The 15,742-nt window shown below is 69.0% G+C and carries 15 protein-coding genes; 14 read left to right on the plus strand and 1 reads right to left on the minus strand.

What is annotated here, in order from left to right:
- Nucleotides 1-178 precede the first annotated feature (178 nt).
- From BJ988_RS26470 to BJ988_RS26495, 6 genes are all read left to right on the plus strand, one after another.
- Nucleotides 179-913 (plus strand): redox-sensing transcriptional repressor Rex, encoded by a 735-nt coding sequence (locus tag BJ988_RS26470; RefSeq protein WP_179660818.1) that lies wholly within the window; start codon nucleotides 179-181, stop codon nucleotides 911-913.
- Nucleotides 910-2,205: a glutamyl-tRNA reductase gene (locus tag BJ988_RS26475; protein WP_179660819.1), complete on the plus strand. Its 1,296-nt coding sequence runs from the start codon at nucleotides 910-912 to the stop codon at nucleotides 2,203-2,205. The genes BJ988_RS26470 and BJ988_RS26475 overlap by 4 nt, the downstream gene beginning before the upstream one ends.
- Nucleotides 2,202-3,212, plus strand: a complete 1,011-nt coding sequence (gene hemC / locus BJ988_RS26480; RefSeq protein WP_179660820.1) for a hydroxymethylbilane synthase — start codon at nucleotides 2,202-2,204, stop codon at nucleotides 3,210-3,212. Before BJ988_RS26475 ends, hemC begins: the two co-directional genes overlap by 4 nt.
- Complete coding sequence (locus BJ988_RS26485) at nucleotides 3,209-4,894, plus strand: bifunctional uroporphyrinogen-III C-methyltransferase/uroporphyrinogen-III synthase (protein WP_179660821.1); 1,686 nt, start codon at nucleotides 3,209-3,211, stop codon at nucleotides 4,892-4,894. Before hemC ends, BJ988_RS26485 begins: the two co-directional genes overlap by 4 nt.
- 148 nt (nucleotides 4,895-5,042) lie before the next feature.
- Nucleotides 5,043-6,026, plus strand: coding sequence for a porphobilinogen synthase (gene hemB / locus BJ988_RS26490; protein ID WP_179660822.1), 984 nt, complete (start codon nucleotides 5,043-5,045; stop codon nucleotides 6,024-6,026).
- A gap of 67 nt (nucleotides 6,027-6,093) precedes the next feature.
- Nucleotides 6,094-6,813, plus strand: a complete 720-nt coding sequence (locus tag BJ988_RS26495) for a TetR family transcriptional regulator (protein ID WP_179660823.1) — start codon at nucleotides 6,094-6,096, stop codon at nucleotides 6,811-6,813.
- 188 nt (nucleotides 6,814-7,001) lie between these two features.
- Here the strand turns inward: BJ988_RS26495 and BJ988_RS26500 are convergent, their stop codons facing one another.
- A complete protein-coding gene (locus tag BJ988_RS26500; protein ID WP_179660824.1) occupies nucleotides 7,002-8,282 on the minus strand; it encodes a lytic transglycosylase domain-containing protein in 1,281 nt (426 codons plus the stop codon).
- A gap of 261 nt (nucleotides 8,283-8,543) precedes the next feature.
- On the opposite strand from BJ988_RS26500, the gene hemL reads away from it, so the two are divergent.
- From hemL to BJ988_RS26540, 8 genes are all read left to right on the plus strand, one after another.
- Entirely contained in the window at nucleotides 8,544-9,911 is a 1,368-nt protein-coding gene (hemL, locus tag BJ988_RS26505) for a glutamate-1-semialdehyde 2,1-aminomutase (protein ID WP_179660825.1), read from the plus strand.
- Nucleotides 9,908-10,579, plus strand: coding sequence for a histidine phosphatase family protein (locus BJ988_RS26510; RefSeq protein ID WP_179660826.1), 672 nt, complete (start codon nucleotides 9,908-9,910; stop codon nucleotides 10,577-10,579). Before hemL ends, BJ988_RS26510 begins: the two co-directional genes overlap by 4 nt.
- A gap of 35 nt (nucleotides 10,580-10,614) precedes the next feature.
- Nucleotides 10,615-11,181 carry a redoxin family protein gene (locus BJ988_RS26515; protein WP_179660827.1) on the plus strand — a complete coding sequence of 189 codons (567 nt, stop codon included), beginning with the start codon at nucleotides 10,615-10,617 and terminating at the stop codon, nucleotides 11,179-11,181.
- Nucleotides 11,178-11,936 (plus strand): cytochrome c biogenesis CcdA family protein, encoded by a 759-nt coding sequence (locus BJ988_RS26520; RefSeq protein ID WP_179660828.1) that lies wholly within the window; start codon nucleotides 11,178-11,180, stop codon nucleotides 11,934-11,936. Before BJ988_RS26515 ends, BJ988_RS26520 begins: the two co-directional genes overlap by 4 nt.
- Nucleotides 11,937-12,012: 76 nt before the next feature.
- A complete protein-coding gene (gene resB / locus BJ988_RS26525; RefSeq protein ID WP_179660829.1) occupies nucleotides 12,013-13,650 on the plus strand; it encodes a cytochrome c biogenesis protein ResB in 1,638 nt (545 codons plus the stop codon).
- The gene (ccsB, locus tag BJ988_RS26530) at nucleotides 13,643-14,647 is read left to right on the plus strand and encodes a c-type cytochrome biogenesis protein CcsB (RefSeq protein WP_179660830.1); all 1,005 of its coding nucleotides are present in this window, start codon (nucleotides 13,643-13,645) and stop codon (nucleotides 14,645-14,647) included. The genes resB and ccsB overlap by 8 nt, the downstream gene beginning before the upstream one ends.
- Nucleotides 14,644-14,982, plus strand: coding sequence for a DUF4229 domain-containing protein (locus BJ988_RS26535; RefSeq protein WP_179660831.1), 339 nt, complete (start codon nucleotides 14,644-14,646; stop codon nucleotides 14,980-14,982). Before ccsB ends, BJ988_RS26535 begins: the two co-directional genes overlap by 4 nt.
- Nucleotides 14,983-14,999: 17 nt before the next feature.
- Complete coding sequence (locus tag BJ988_RS26540; RefSeq protein WP_179660832.1) at nucleotides 15,000-15,620, plus strand: maltokinase N-terminal cap-like domain-containing protein; 621 nt, start codon at nucleotides 15,000-15,002, stop codon at nucleotides 15,618-15,620.
- Nucleotides 15,621-15,742: the final 122 nt, after the last annotated feature.

The following is a 15,742-nucleotide window of genomic DNA, read 5'->3' on the forward strand; positions in this document are numbered from 1 at the left end:
TGTCGATCGGCCCATTACCCCGAACAACCCCCCTCTGCCAACTCCGCAGGGACGTGTGCTAGCCAACGGGCTGCGAGTTTGTTCTCGCGGTCACAAACTCCGTATGGTGGCGGAGCCGCAAGGGCGATCCCGGGCTAAAAAGCCCCCGCCTGTGGCGCCGGCATTGAAAGAGCAGAGCGTGACGGCACGGAGCACGAATACGGGCGAGGGCAGCGGTGCTCACGACCCCCACCGGGACATCCCCGAGGCGACTGTCGCCCGGCTCCCGGTCTACCTCCGGGCCCTGACCTCGCTCGCCGAGCGCAGCATCGTCTCCTGCTCCTCCGAGGAGCTCGCGACGGCCGCCGGCGTCAACTCCGCCAAGCTGCGCAAGGACCTCTCCTATCTGGGCTCCTACGGCACTCGTGGGGTCGGCTACGACGTCGACTACCTGAGCTACCAGATCGCCCGCGAGATCGGCGTGACCCACGACTGGCCCGTCATCATCGTCGGTATCGGAAACCTCGGCCAGGCGCTGGCCAACTTCTCCGGCTTCAGCAGCCGTGGCTTCCGCACCGTCGCGCTCCTGGACGCGGCCACGCCGATGCAGGGCCGGGAGGTCGCGGGGCTCGAGGTCCGCCCGTTCGCCGACCTGGCCCGGATCGTCGCGGCCGAGCAGGTCTCGATCGGGGTCATCTCGGTGCCGGCGACCGCCGCCCAGGACGTCGCCGACGCGATGGTCGCGGCCGGCATCACCAGCATCCTCAACTTCGCGCCCGCCGTGCTGAACGTGCCGCCGGGTGTCGACGTACGCAAGGTCGACCTCTCCATCGAGCTGCAGATCCTCGCCTATCACGAGTCGCGCAAGGCTGCGGAGTCTGCCGAGGCGGCCGTGACGGTGGACAATGGTTCCGAGGAAGGGATCACGGCATGAGTGTTCTGGTAGTCGGAATCTCGCATAACTCTGCGCCGGTCTCGCTGCTCGAGGCGGCCTCGGTGGACACCGAAGGGCTGCAGAAGCTCCTCACTGACGTGGCTGGTTGTGAACACGTCAGCGAGGCGGCGGTCATCGCGACCTGCAACCGTCTCGAGATCTACACCGAGGTCGAGCGGTTCCACGGCTCCGTCGAGGAGCTCTCGCGTCGCATCATCGAGGGTGCCGGTCAGACGCTCGAGACGATGCTGCCGCACCTCTACGTCCACTACGACGACGGCGCCGTCTCCCATCTGTTCAAGGTGGCCGCCGGGCTCGACTCGATGGCGGTGGGCGAGGGGCAGATCCTCGGCCAGGCACGTGCCGCCCTGCAGCTCGGCCAGGAGATGGGCACGGTCGGACCGGCGCTCAACAGCCTGTTCCAGCAGGCGCTGCGGGTCGGCAAGCGCTCGCGGGCGGAGACCGACATCGATCGGGCCGCACCGTCCCTGGTCACCGCATCGCTGGGTCGTGCCGCACGAGCCGTGGGCGACGTACGCGGCAAGCGGGTCGCCGTGGTCGGAGCCGGTGCGATGGCCGGGCTGGCCACCGCGACGGTGTCCCGGATGGAGGCGGCCGACGTGGTCGTGGTCAACCGCACCACGGCCAACGCCGAGCGCCTCGCCAACGAGTACGCCGCGCGCTCGGCCTCCCTCGAGGAGCTGGCCGATGAGATCGCGGCCGCCGACATCGTCATCACGTGTGCGGGCGCCAGCGGGTTGCTCGTGCCGGCCGACATGGTCGGTGACCGCAGCAGCCACCCGATCGCTCTGATCGACCTGGCGCTGCCCCACGACATCGACCCTGCCGCGGGCTCGCTCCCGGGCGTGACCCTGATCGACCTGGCCGCTCTCGCCGACGAGCTGCACGCCTCGCCCGCCGGCAAGGAGGTGCTCGCGGTCCGCGACATCGTCACCCAGGAGGTCGCGGCCTTCCTGAGCGCTCGGCGCCAGTCCGCGGTCACGCCGACGGTCGTCGCCCTGCGAAGCATGGCCACCGGTGTCGTCGACACCGAGATGGAACGCCTCGACAACAAGCTGCCCGACCTCGACGAGGCGACTCGTGCCGAGGTCCTCCGGACCGTACGCCGCGTGGCCGACAAGCTCCTCCACGAGCCGACCGTCCGGGTCAAGGAGCTCGCCAACGAGTCCGGCGTGGTGTCCTACGCCGCGGCCCTCGCCGAGCTCTTCGCGCTCGACCCCGAGGCCGTCTCCGCGGTGACCCGGGCCGACGTCCCAGGAGACCACTCATGAGAACCCTTCGTCTCGGCACCCGCCGTTCCCAGCTCGCCGTCACCCAGTCGACCCTCGTCGCGGAGATGCTCCGCGCCCAGGGGCACGTCGTCGAGCTGGTCGAGATCGTCTCCGACGGCGATCGCACCCAGGCGGCGAACACCCCGCTGACCAGCGCGAGCTCGACCGGCGTCTTCGTCAGCGCGCTGCGCGACGCGCTCCACGCCAAGGAGATCGACCTCGCGGTCCACTCGCTCAAGGATCTGCCGACCTACCCCGAAGAGGGCATCGAGCTGGTCGCGGTCCCGCCGCGGGAGGACCCGCGCGACGTGATCGTCGCCCGCGACGGCCTGACCCTCGGTGAGCTCCCGCCGGGCTCGCGGGTGGGCACCGGCTCCCCTCGGCGGGTCGCCCAGATCAAGGCCCTCGGCCTCGGCCTCGAGCTGGCCGGCATCCGCGGCAACGTGGACACCCGCATCGGCAAGGTCCGCTCGGGCGAGTTCGACGCGGTCGTCCTCGCGCGCGCCGGCCTGGCCCGCATCGGCCGCCTCGACGAGGTCACCGAGGTCCTCGACCCGATCCAGGTGCTGCCCGCTCCCGGCCAGGGCGCCCTGGCGGTCGAGTGCCGTGCAGGTGACGCCGATGCCGACGTACGCAAGATTCTGACCTCCCTCGACGATTCGCCCACCCGAGCGGCCGTCGAGGCAGAACGCGCGGTTCTCGCCACCCTCGAAGGTGGCTGTGCTGCGCCCATCGGGACCCTCGCCGACGTGGTTGAGGGTGAGGAAGGACCAGAGCTGTGGGTGCGGGCAGTCGCGCTCTCACTCGACGGCTCGCTCTCGGTTCGACTCTCCGCATCCGGCCCGGTCGACGACGCCGCAGGCGTCGGGCGCCGGCTCGCCGAGGAGATGCTCGCCGAGGGTGCAGCAGACCTGACCGACGATCCCGCGGACCCAGGCCAGGCTGTCATGGACACGGGCGGTTCCCCCCAGACCGCTCCCGAGCAGGACAAGGTGCGCAACGCATGACCCGAGCAAAGATCACCGAGCAGACGGCCGAGCACAGCTCGGCCACCCCACTGGGCTGGGTGTCCTTCGTCGGCAGCGGTCCCGGTGACCCTGAGCTGCTGACGGTACGGGCGATCGACCTGTTGAAGCAGGCCGATGTCGTCGTGACCGAGGCCCCCGAGCACCCAGCACTGGTGCGCGGCGTACTCGGCATCCCCGAGCCGGTCGAGCCGGCCGAGGGTGAGGAGAGCCCAGAACCGGTCGGACCCGAGTTCATCGACGGCGGGTTCGGCGTGGACGGCCAGCCCCTGGCCAACGCCGCCCGTGCCAAGGCCGTCGTCAAGCAGGCCAAGCTGGGCAAGCGCGTCGTGCGCCTGATGACCGGCGACCCCTTCCTCTACGCCTCGGGCCCCGAGGAGGCGCAGTCCTGCGCCAAGGCGGGCATCGGCTTCGAGATCGTCCCCGGCGTCTCGTCGGTGTCGGCGGTTCCCGCTTACGCCGGCATCCCGCTGACGACCAAGGACCACCAAGAGGTCGCCGTGGTCACCTGCAACGAGAAGATCGACTGGAGCCAGTACGCGGACCACCGCACGCTCGTGCTCCTCTCCGGTGTCGGCATGATCGGCGACATCGCCAAGGAGCTCATCGCGGCGGGTCGATCGGCCAAGACCCCGGTCGCGATCACCCGCGTGGGCACCACGACCGAGCAGTCGACGATAGAGTCGACGCTGGAGAACATCGGCGCCGACGCTCGTGCCGCACGAATGGCGCCGCCGGCGATCGTGGTGATCGGCAAGGTGGTCAACCTGCGTGAGACGCTCTCGTGGTTCGAGACGAAGCCGCTCTTCGGGTGGCGCGTCCTCGTGCCGCGCACCAAGGAGCAGGCGCCGGCGCTGTCGCTGAAGCTGAAGGGCTTCGGCGCCGTGCCCGAGGAGGTCCCCACGATCTCCGTGGAGCCGCCGCGCAACCCGCAGCAGATGGACAAGGCCGTACGCGGCCTGGTCGAGGGCCGCTACAACTGGATCGCCTTCACCTCGATCAACGCGGTGCGCGCCGTGCGCGAGAAGTTCGACGAGTACGGCCTGGACTGCCGTGCCTTCTCCGGGCTGAAGATCGCCGCCGTCGGCGAGAAGACCGGGCAGGCGCTCGAGGCCTGGGGCCTGCGCCCCGACCTGGTGCCGAACACCGACAACCAGTCGGCCGCCGGCCTGCTCGAGGTGTGGCCTGAGTACGACGCGGACCTCGACCCGATCAACCGGGTCTTCCTGCCGCGTGCCGACATCGCCACCGAGAACCTCATCGCCGGCCTGGTCGACCTCGGCTGGGAGTGCGACGACGTGACCGCCTACCGCACGGTCCGGGCGGCCCCGCCGCCCGCGCCGACCCGCGACGCGATCAAGACGGGCAAGTTCGACGCGGTGGTCTTCACCTCCTCGTCGACGGTCCGCAACCTGGTCGGCATCGCAGGCAAGCCGCACACCTCCACTGTGATCGCGGCGATCGGTCCGGCCACCGCCAAGACCGCCGAGGAGCACGGCCTGCGCGTCGACGTGATCTCGCCCGAGCCGTCGATCGAGGCGCTCACCGAGGCGCTCGCCGACTTCGGCGCCGCGCGTCGTGCCGCGCTGGTCGAGCAGGGCCTGCCGGTCACCAAGCCGTCCGACCGTCGTCCCGCCTCGCGCCGCCGTTCACGCACGAGCTGACCCGCCGCGTCCCTTCGTCAAGGCGATGTCCTGAGCTTGTCGAAGGGTATGCAGATCAAGGCACACATCCCCAGCGGAGTTCCGCTGGGGATGTGGTCTTTCGGCTGCATATCTTGACGAAGGAACCACGCGCTAACCTGGAGATCTGATGAGCATCGAGAAGCCTGTGATCCGTCCCCGTCGGCTGCGCCGCACGCCGATCATGCGTCGGATGGTCGCGGAGACCGCCGTACGCCCCGCCAACCTGGTCCTGCCCGCGTTCGTGCGCGAGGGGATCGACGAGCCCGTCCCGATCTCGACCATGCCCGGGGTCGTCCAGCACAGCCGGGAGTCGCTGCGGAAGGCCGCGGCGGAGGCTGCCGCCGCCGGTATCGGCGGGATCATGCTCTTCGGCGTCCCCGAGACGAAGGACGCCGTGGGCTCGGGCGCGCTGGACCCCGACGGCATCCTCAACGTGGCGATCGCCGACGTGGTCTCGGAGGTCGGCGACGCGCTCACGGTGATGAGCGACCTGTGCCTGGATGAGTTCACCGACCACGGCCACTGTGGCGTCCTGGCCAAGGACGGCTCCGTCGACAACGACGCCACCCTTGAGATCTACGCCCAGATGGCGATCGCCCACGCCGAGGCCGGCGTCCACATGGTCGGGCCGTCCGGGATGATGGACGGTCAGGTCGCGGTGACCCGTGATGCTCTCGACGGCGCCGGCCACACCGACGTCTCGATCCTCGCCTACTCCGCGAAGTACGCCTCGGCCTTCTACGGTCCGTTCCGGGAGGCGGTCGACTCCGCGCTCAAGGGAGACCGGCGCACCTATCAGCAGGATCCGGCCAATGCACTCGAGGGCGTCCGCGAGGCGCTCCTTGACGTGGCCGAGGGCGCCGATATCGTGATGGTCAAGCCCGGACTTCCGTATCTCGACGTGCTCCAGCGAGTGCGTGAGTCTGTCGATGTTCCCGTGGCGGCGTACAACATCTCGGGGGAGTACGCGATGTTGGAAGCTGCCGCTGCGAACGGTTGGATCGACCGCGAACCGGCGATCCTCGAGACACTCACCGCCTTCAAGAGGGCGGGCGCGGACGTCATCCTGACCTACTGGGCCACCGAGGCAGCAGGCTGGCTGCGAGGCTGACTTCTTCGCCCGATCAGCCCGAGCAGCTCTGTGACGTGGAACACCTCCTGAGAGTAGACTCGAGACCGTGACCAATCGAGAGTTGGGCAGCCCGAAGCGCACCGGACGGCCGCGCAACAGCGGGCGTGATTCGGCGAATCCCCGGGAAGAGATCCTCAAAGAGGCCTCCCGGCTTTTCACTGCCCAAGGGGTCGCGGCGACGACGATCAGCCAGATCGCCGAGAGCGTAGGGCTGCGGCAATCCTCGATGTACTACTACTACAAGTCCAAGGAGGGGATCCTCTCCGCCTTGATGGAGAAGAACCGCGAGTCGCTCACGCTCGCGGAGAAGCTTCTCGAGGAGGACGGTCCGGTCGCTCCCAGGCTCTACGCCTTCCTCTACACCGATGTCCGCCAGCTGTGCACCGCCCCGCTCGACTTCTACGAGCTGGAGATCGCCGCTCTGGCGCAGCCTCAGGTCTTCGAGGGTTTCGAGGAGGACGGCGACAAGCTGTGCGCCGTGGCCGCCCGGCTCCTCGAGCTCGGCGTCGACAGCGGTGAGCTGCGCCAGACCGACCCCGCAGCCACCGCGCCGATGCTGCTCTCGCTCAACGAGGGCGCCCAGCACCGGCTGTGGCACGGACGTCGTGAAGACGAGAAGCCGACGGCCAGCAGTCACGCCATCGCGGAGTCGGTCGCCGACTACCACCTCAACTCCCTGCTGGCCGACGTGTCGGCCCTGGTCGCGGTCCGCGAGGCCGGCCGCGGCTTCGTCACCGAGTACGCGGACGACGAACCAGCCGCCTGATCGGCCGTCCGTCCCGCTGGCTCGATGGGGCTGTGGCGCGCCTCCGAGCAGCTGTAACACGTCGTTCGTAGGACTACTCGCCTTTTAGAACGACCGGATAGTCCTACGAACAGCGTGTTACACGTCCGCTGAGCGCGCCAGACACACGAAGGGCCCCGCCGGATGGCGGGGCCCTTCGTGGTTCAGAGTCAGTTCGGCTTGGCGCCGACGAGGCCGCCGAGGATCTGGGTGATCACCGTGAGGAGGCCGCCGATGACGCCACCGACGGCGCCGAGGGCCTCGGGGACGGTCTTTCCGGCGAGCTGGCTGACGCAGGTCTGGATCGGCCCGCTGAGCTTCCCGACGAGACCCGGGTACCTCTTGGCGAAGGCGTCGGTGCAGATCTTGAGCAGCTCGTCGGTGGAAGCGGCGAGGTCCTCGACCGGCTTGGTCACCGGCGCCAGCGGCTTCGCGGGGTCGACGGTGCCGCCGCCTCCGTTACCGCCGCCGGTGCCGCCTCCGTTACCGCCGCCCGGTGTCTGGCCGGCCGGGGTCTCTGACGAGGGGCTGGAAGGACCCTGCGAGGAGCCACCACGCGGTCCGGCCTGCTGCTTGCCGCCGGCCCGGAAATCGCGGTCCTTCTGCTTCAAAGGCTTGGGAGCATCCATCCGCGGGATCGCGTAGTCGACCGGGACCGTGCTGTTCGGGATCGAGGTGAAGTCGCCGGAACGGTAGGCCTCGGCGACACCGAGCACCGTCGTGACGTACGCCTGGCTGTGGTTGTAGCGGAAGACCGCTGCCCGTGCGCCCTGGTCGGTGGAGAGATCGTCGTTGCCGGAGCAGAGGTAGACGGCAGAGGCGAGGGCGGAGTCGTTGATGTCCTGCGGGTTGCGCTTGCCGTCGCCGTCGGCGTCCACGCCGACCATCGCCCAGGTGGAGGGGATGAACTGCATCGGGCCGACCGCGCGGTCGTAGCTGGTGTCGCCGTCGTACTGTCCACCGTCGGTGTCGGTGATCTGGGAGACGTTGCCCTTGCCGTTGAGCGGCACCCCGAAGATGCCAGGGGTGGAGACGCCGTCGGCGGTGAGACGGTTGTCGTTGGCGCGTCCATGGTTGGACTCGACCCGCCCGATCGCGGCGATCAGTGGCCAGTCGATCTTGCAGGCCGGGTCGGCGGCGTTGATGACCGTGGCGGCACGCTGATAGGCGGCGAGCGCAGCGGAGGGGATGCCGGCCGTGCTGGCCGTCCCGGGCAGCGACTTGTCGCCCTTGTTGGTCGAGGCGGACACGCTGGCCGGCGCCTCGATCGCCTCGGACGGAACCGAGGTGCCGTCAGGCAGGCTGAAGGCGTCGTCGTAGCTGGCCGGACCAGAAGCTGTGGCACTCGACTGCGTCAGACCGGTGACGTTGACCGTCCAGGCCGCGCTGAGCAGCGCGAGCGGAACGAGCGCGGTCGCCTTCTGAAGGCGGCTGTAGCGCGTAGCGGACATCGAATCTCCCTTTCAATCCCCGGACCTGAAAGCTCCGGGTCTTGCTCCCCATTCGCAACGTTCTAAACGAACCGTCTCACGTCAAAGTTACGCACGTCACGTTTTACTGGCACATTGCGTTCCAGTTAACGAGACGCACATGAGACGCAGGTTGGTGCAGGTCGTGACGGCGAACCCCGATTTTCGTACGCACGGGTAACCCTGGCCGGGCGGTGGCATGCGTGTGGAATCGGCCCGAAATGCGGATTGCGGGTTGGGTTGATGAAGAATGAGCCGGTGCCTCACGACATCTCACCTCTGTCCGCAGCGGCATCCGAAGCCCTCTTCGCCCGCGCGAAGGCGGTGACGCCGGGCGGTGTGAACTCGCCCGTGCGCGCCTTCAACGCGGTGGGCGGGACGCCGCGGTTCATCCGGGAGGCGAAGGGAGCGTGGCTGACCGACGTCGACGGGAACGAGTACGTCGACCTGATCTGCTCCTGGGGCCCGATGCTGCTGGGTCATGCCCATCCGGAGGTCCAGGCGGCGGTCCTGGAGGCAGTCACGCGGGGCACGTCCTACGGGACGCCGACGACCCCCGAGGTCGAGCTCGCCGAGGAGATCGTGCGTAGGGCGCCGGTCGAGAAGGTGCGGTTCGTCAGCAGCGGCACCGAGGCGACGATGTCGGCGATTCGCCTGGCGAGAGGTTTCACCGGGCGCGATGTGATCCTGAAGTTCGCCGGCAACTACCACGGCCATGTCGACTCGCTGCTGGCCAGCGCCGGCTCCGGGCTGGTCACCCACGCGATCCCCGGCACCCCGGGCGTTCCCGAGAGCAGCACCGAGCTCACCGTCGTGCTGCCCTACAACGACCGCGCCGCGGTCACCGCGGCCTTCGCGGAATATCAGGGCCGGGTGGCCTGCCTGATCACCGAGGCCTCGCCGGGCAACATGGGCGTCGTCCCGCCGGAGCCGGGCTTCAACCAGTTCCTGAGCGAGATCTGCACGAGCAATGGCGCCCTGTTCATCTCCGACGAGGTGATGACCGGGTTCCGGGCGAGCAACCAGGGTCAGTGGGGCCTGGACGGCAAGCACGAGGGCTGGACTCCCGACCTGGTCACCTTCGGCAAGGTGATGGGCGGTGGCTTCCCGGCAGCGGCGTTCGGTGGCCGCGCCGACGTGATGGCCTCGCTCAGCCCCGAAGGGCCGGTCTACCAGGCCGGGACGCTCTCGGGGAACCCGGTCGCGACCACCGCCGGCCTGACCACGCTGCGGCTGGCCACCGACGAGGTCTACGACCACATCACCAAGGCCGCCGACGTCGTGAAGGCGGCGGTCGAGGAGAGCTTCACCAAGGCCGGTCTCCCGCACGTCATCCAGTCCACCGGCACGATGTTCTCGGTCTTCTTCACCGACAGGCCGGTGCGCGACTTCGACGAGGCCAAGACCACCGACGAGGCGGCGTACAAGGCCTTCTTCCACGCGATGCTCGACCAGGGCGTCTACCTGCCGCCGAGCGCGTACGAGGCCTGGTTCCTCTCATCTGCGCACGACGAGCGAGCCGTCTCCCAGATCGTCGAGGCGCTTCCGTACGCTGCTGATGTCGCTGCAAAGGCGGTCATCTCGACAGGCACGCCCACCGGAGGGGAATGAGTATGGAGACCACGGTCCACCTGTTGCGTCATGGTGAGGTGCACAACCCGGAGGGCATCCTCTACGGGCGCAGAGCCGGGTACAACCTCTCCGAGCTCGGCGTCCAGATGGCCGAACGGGTCGCCGACCGGATCGCGGGGCAGGACATCACCCACGTCATCTCCAGCCCCCTCGAGCGGGCGCAGCAGACCGCCGGCCCGCTGGCGAAGGCGCTCGGCGTCGACGTCTCGCTGGACGAGCGGGTGCTCGAGTCGGAGAACCTCTTCGTCGGCAAGAGCTTCAAGGACGGCCTGGGACCGCTGAAGGACCCCAAGGTCTGGCCGAAGCTGATCAACCCGTTCAAGCCGTCGTGGGGCGAGCCCTACCTGGAGATCGTGGCGAGGATGATGGCCGCGATCCACGACGCCCGAGACCTGGCCCGGGGTCATGAGGTGGTCATCGTCTCCCACCAGCTGCCGATCTGGACCACCCGGCTGCACGTCGAGGGCCGCAGCTTCCTGCACGATCCGCGCCACCGCCAGTGCGCACTGTGCTCGCTGACCTCGCTCCACTTCGTCGACGACGAGTTCGTCGCGCTCTCCTACAGCGAGCCCGCCGGCGACATGCTGCCCGCCAAGGACAAGTACGCGCCGTTCTCGGCCGGCGACGCGGAAGACTCGGAAGATTAACGAGGCTCTCAGGTTTGTCAGGAAACATCCTGCGTGTGCGTAAGAAGCTGGGTGGCCTCCTCCTCACGGTGGTGATGGTGGGGCTGCTGGCCGCGTGCGGGCAGACGGGCACCAACGAGGCCGGCTACATCTCCGGTGACGGCCGCACCCGGGAGATCCCGGCCGCCGAACGAGGCGAGCCGATCGAGCTCGCCGGCGAGACTCTCGACGGCAAGCCCTTCGACCTCGCCGACACCCGTGGCAAGGTCACCGTGCTCAACGTGTGGTGGACCGGCTGTGCGCCGTGCCGCAAGGAGATGCCGATGCTCCAGGCCGCCTACGAGGAGCTGGGTGACGAGGTCGCCTTCGTCGGGATCAACACCCGCGACGCCTCGGCCGCCCAGGGGCAGGCGTTCGAGCGGCACTACGGCGTGGAGTACCCGTCGGTCTACTCGCCCGACGGCGCCGCCGTCCTGGCGCTGAAGGGATCCTTGGCGCCCCGCGCCATCCCGGCGACCGCGATCCTCGACCCCGAGGGGCGCGTGGCCGCGCTGATCCGCGGCGAGATCCCCTCCGCACGTACGCTCGACGAGCTCATCTCCTCGGCGGGGAAGTCCGCATGACGGATTGGTTCGCGAGCACCGCCGGGAGCGGGTCGCTGCTGCTGGCGGTGCCGATCGCGCTGCTGGCCGGGTTTCTCTCGTTCATCTCGCCCTGCACGCTGCCGATGCTCCCCGGATATCTCTCCTACGCCACCGGCCTGTCCGGCACCGACCTCGCCTCCGGCGACGTACGCCGCGGCCGCATGCTCGCGGGAGCTCTGCTCTTCGTCGCCGGCTTCTCGGTGGTCTTCGTGCTGTTGGGCGTCACCGTGGGCGGGATCGCCTACAAGCTGCTCGCGTTCCAAGAGACCGGCACCAAAGTCCTCGGGGTGCTCTCGATCATCATGGGGATCGCGTTCATGGGCTTCATCCCGCTGCTCCAGCGGGACCTGAAGTTCCACAAGGTGCCGGCGGTCGGGCTGGCCGCGGCGCCTCTGCTCGGCTTCCTCTTCGGGCTCGCCTGGACCCCGTGCACCGGGCCGACGCTCGGCGTCATCGCCGGGCTCGCCTGGGACCAGGGCACCGCCGCGCGCGGCGGTCTCCTGCTCGCGGTCTACGCGCTCGGGCTCGGCATCCCGTTCGTGCTGGTCGCGGTGATGTGGCGCCGGGCCACCGTCGCGCTGAGCTGGTTCCGCCGCCACACCCGCGCGGTCACGATCATCGGCGGCGTCGTGATGATCCTGATCGGGATCGCCATGCTCACCGGCTGGTGGGACAACGGCATGCAATGGCTGCAGGTCCAGGTCGTGCAACGCTGGGAGGGCATCGCGCTATGAGCGAGCGACAGCGAGCGACGATCAGTCTCAGGCCGCCACTTCCGTACTCTTCGCGTTGCACTACGGAGGTGGCGGCATGAGCACCCCGACGACCGACACGGACCCTGCTGACCAGCAGAAACAAGCGAACGTACGCCGCTCGGGCGAGCTGAACGCCCGCGAGCTGGCGCGCTGGGGCTGGCGCCAGCTGACCTCGATGCGTACGGCGCTGATCCTGCTGCTGCTGCTCGCGCTGGCCGCCGTCCCGGGCTCGCTGATCCCGCAGGACGGGGTCGACTCGCTCAAGGCCGACCAGTGGCGCGCGGCGCACACGACGCTCACCCCGATCTACGAGAAGCTCGGCCTCTTCAACGTCTACTCCGCGCCGTGGTTCGCGGCCATCTACCTGCTGCTGATGGTCTCGCTGGTGGGCTGCATCATCCCGCGTTGCCTGGTCTACGCGCGCGCCATGCGGGCCGAGCCGCCGGCGACGCCGGCCAAGCTGACGAGGCTGCCCGACTCCGCGACGTACGTCACCGACGAGGAGCCCGAGGAGGTGCTCGCCGCGGCGCGGAAGCAGCTGCGCGGCTACCGGATCCGGAAGGACGGGTCGACCGGAGGCGACAGCGACCCTTCGACAGGCTCAGGACACCGCTCCGTCTCGGCGGAGAAGGGCTACCTGCGTGAGGCCGGCAACCTGGTCTTCCATGTGTCGCTGATCATCGTCCTGGTCGCGTTCGCGCTCGGGAGCCTGTTCGGCTACAAGGGCGGCGTGATCGTGCTGGTGGGGGAGGAGTACGGCTTCGCCAACGAGCTGTCGCAGTACGACGACTTCAAGTCCGGCTCGCTCTTCACCCCCGAGGACCTCGACGACTTCTCGTTCAAGATCGACGACTTCAAGGCCGAGTGGCTGACCACGGGACCGGGCGCTGGGACGGCGCGCGGGTTCGAGTCGAACCTCCGCTACACCGCGGGGACGAGCGACGAGAAGAAGTACGACCTCAAGGTCAACCACCCGCTGACCGTCGGCAGCACCGACATCTTCCTGCTCGCCCACGGCTACGCGCCGGTGATCACGGTGCGCGACGGCGAGGGCAACGTGGCCTACTCCGGCCCGACCGTCTTCCTCCCGCAGAGCCAGAACCTGCTCTCCTTCGGCGTCGTGAAGGCGCCGTACGCCTCGCCCGAGCAGATCGGCTTCCAGGGGCTGTTCTACCCGTTCGAGGGCACCGTCGACGGCGAGCCGGTCAACCTGATGGGCGACATCGGCGACGGCTCGCACGCGATGCTCTCGCTGCAGGGCTTCCGCGGCGACCTCAACCTCGACGCCGGGCCCCAGTCGGTCTACGCGCTCGACACCTCCAAGGCCAACATGATGTCGCCCGACGAGACCGGCAAGGCGTTCAACCTGCGCCTCGGCGAGACGGCCGAGCTGCCCGACGGGCTGGGCTCGGTCTCCTTCGACGACGTCCAGCAGTGGAACCGGGTGCAGATCTCGAAGTCACCCGGCAAGGAGTGGGCGCTCCTCGGCGTCTCCCTCGCTCTGGTGGGGCTGCTCGGGTCCCTCTTCATCCGTCCGCGACGGGTGTGGGTTCGCGCCCGCCGAGTCGATGGGCGCACACTGGTCGAGGTCGCCGCCCTCGACCGCTCCGGCGGTGGAGACACCGCATCCGTTGTCACCGGCCTGGTCGAGAACCTACGAGGCGCGCGAACACAGGAGGATAAGGATGTCTGACCACACGTGGGGCGTTCTCAGCAACCAGGCCATCACGGCTGCTGGGGTCGTCTACTTCCTGGCGCTGCTCTGCGCCTTGGTCGAATGGTCGGCGTGGCTCTCTCGCGCCAAGGCCGCGGCCGCGACGAAGGAGCTCGTCGGCGCGGGTGCCCCGGCAGGCGAGGTGGTCCCGGCGGACCCCGCTGCTGACGTACGCGAGTATCGAGCCGCCCTCTTCGGGCGCCTCAGCCTGATGCTGACCGCGATCGCGGTGGTCTGCCACCTCGGCGCCCTGATCGCTCGCGGGATGGCCGCAGACCCCAACCGGGTGCCGTGGGGCAACATGTACGAGTTCACGATCTCCGGCTCGTTCGTGGTGACCGCTGCGTACGTCGTCCTCTACCGTCGCCTGAAGCTGGCCTGGATGGCGCCGTGGGTGCTCGGGTTCACCGTCGTGGTGCTGATGCTGGCCGTGGTCGGGCTCTATGAGCCGGTCGCGCCGCTGACCGAGGCGCTCAACTCCTACTGGCTCGTCATCCACGTCATCGCCGCCATCATCGCCACCGGCGGATTCACGCTGGGCGGCATCGCCTCGGCTGCGTACCTCCTCAAGGCGCGCTTCCCCGACGCCACGCTGCTCGCGCGGGTGCCCGAGCTGGAGGCGCTCGATCGGGTCTCCTACCGGATCCACGCGTTCGCGTTCCCGGTGTGGACCTTCGGCGTGCTCATCTCCGGTCCGATCTGGGCGCACGAGGCCTGGGGCTCCTACTGGAACTGGGACCCCAAGGAGGTCTGGGCGTTCATCACCTGGGTCGTCTACGCCGGCTACCTGCACGCCCGCGCGACCGCCGGGTGGAAGGGCAAGAAGGCGGCGATCGTGGCGCTGATCGGGCTGGCCACGCTGTGGTTCAACTTCGTCGGCATCAACTACTTCTCCTCGACCTCGCAGCATTCGTACGCTGCCCCCGCCGCCCCGGCGGTCGTCGAGCTCACCATCCCCGAGGGAGCCCCGCGATGAAAGAGTTCTGGATCTACACCGGCCTGCGCCTGCTGTCGCTGCTCGCCACCTTCGGCATCGTGGCGGGCGTCTGGTCGCTGGTCGCCGGAGAGGTCGACATCTTCCTCTCGGTGATCGTGGCCTTCGTGATCAGCGGCGTGCTCTCCTTCTTCGTGCTCGACCCGCAGCGGCGGGCCTTCGCCGAGAAGGTCGAGGCCCGGGCCGCGAAGGCGGTCGAGGCCGCCCGTGCAAAGGAAGACGCGGAGATCGACACCGAGACGGACGGCGAGACCGGCGCCGACACCGAGACCGGCAAGGCGTCCAGCGGCGAAGGCGATAGCCACAAGGTGTCCTGACCTGTTAGACAACGGTCATGTCGATCGTTCACAAGGCCACTCTCACCCCGAACAAGCAGGAGATCTTCGGCGCCTGGCTCGCCACGCAGACGTGGTGCGAGGGTGACCTGACCCGCACGATCGGCTCCTACCGGTTCGACGACCCGGCCGGACGCGTCGGGATCGAGTGCGTCCTCCTCGAGGTCGGCGACTCCGTCGTCCATCTCCCGGTCTCCTACCGCGAGGCTCCCCTCGAGGGCGCCGGCGACTTCCTGATGGCGACCACCGACCACTCCGCGTTGGGGAAGCGCTACGTATACGACGCCTGCGCCGACCCGGTGGCCATCCGGGCGCTGCTGGCGGCCGCGCTCACCGGCGCGACCCAGGAGCCGATGGACGTCTACGACCAGGGCCGCCTGGTGGAGCGCCGCGACACCGCCGTCACCGCCGCTGGCACCGGCTCGTGGGAGCCCGACGCGGTGCCGCACCTCGACGGTGTCACCATCCGATCCCACGGCGCCGATCCCCATCTCGAGGCGGGCGGCTTCGTGGTCGTGGTCAAGCGCGTCGTCGACGGCGCCGAGGCCGATGGCGCCGAGTCGATCGAGGTCGCCTGGCCGGGCGGGGCCGGGTCGCTGGTCGGCGTACGGCACCTGTGATCTGCAGCTGACCGGGCTTGTGTGTGAGCCCACTGTGCGAGCGCAGATGATCAACGGAGCCTCCCGTAAGTCACGAGTCGGAAACATCCTCGTCCTGCACTTGACGCATTCGGACATTAAGA

This window comes from Nocardioides panzhihuensis (genome assembly GCF_013408335.1).
GTDB lineage: Bacteria > Actinomycetota > Actinomycetes > Propionibacteriales > Nocardioidaceae > Nocardioides > Nocardioides panzhihuensis.

Coding starts and splice junctions, on each gene's coding strand:
- BJ988_RS26475 (WP_179660819.1), top strand. CDS start 910: ATGAGTGTTCTGGTAGTCGGAATCTCGCATAACTCTGCGCCGGTCTCG.
- hemC (WP_179660820.1), top strand. CDS start 2,202: ATGAGAACCCTTCGTCTCGGCACCCGCCGTTCCCAGCTCGCCGTCACC.
- BJ988_RS26485 (WP_179660821.1), top strand. CDS start 3,209: ATGACCCGAGCAAAGATCACCGAGCAGACGGCCGAGCACAGCTCGGCC.
- hemB (WP_179660822.1), top strand. CDS start 5,043: ATGAGCATCGAGAAGCCTGTGATCCGTCCCCGTCGGCTGCGCCGCACG.
- BJ988_RS26500 (WP_179660824.1), bottom strand. CDS start 8,282: ATGTCCGCTACGCGCTACAGCCGCCTTCAGAAGGCGACCGCGCTCGTT.
- hemL (WP_179660825.1), top strand. CDS start 8,544: ATGAAGAATGAGCCGGTGCCTCACGACATCTCACCTCTGTCCGCAGCG.
- BJ988_RS26510 (WP_179660826.1), top strand. CDS start 9,908: ATGAGTATGGAGACCACGGTCCACCTGTTGCGTCATGGTGAGGTGCAC.
- BJ988_RS26520 (WP_179660828.1), top strand. CDS start 11,178: ATGACGGATTGGTTCGCGAGCACCGCCGGGAGCGGGTCGCTGCTGCTG.
- resB (WP_179660829.1), top strand. CDS start 12,013: ATGAGCACCCCGACGACCGACACGGACCCTGCTGACCAGCAGAAACAA.
- ccsB (WP_179660830.1), top strand. CDS start 13,643: ATGTCTGACCACACGTGGGGCGTTCTCAGCAACCAGGCCATCACGGCT.
- BJ988_RS26535 (WP_179660831.1), top strand. CDS start 14,644: ATGAAAGAGTTCTGGATCTACACCGGCCTGCGCCTGCTGTCGCTGCTC.
- BJ988_RS26540 (WP_179660832.1), top strand. CDS start 15,000: ATGTCGATCGTTCACAAGGCCACTCTCACCCCGAACAAGCAGGAGATC.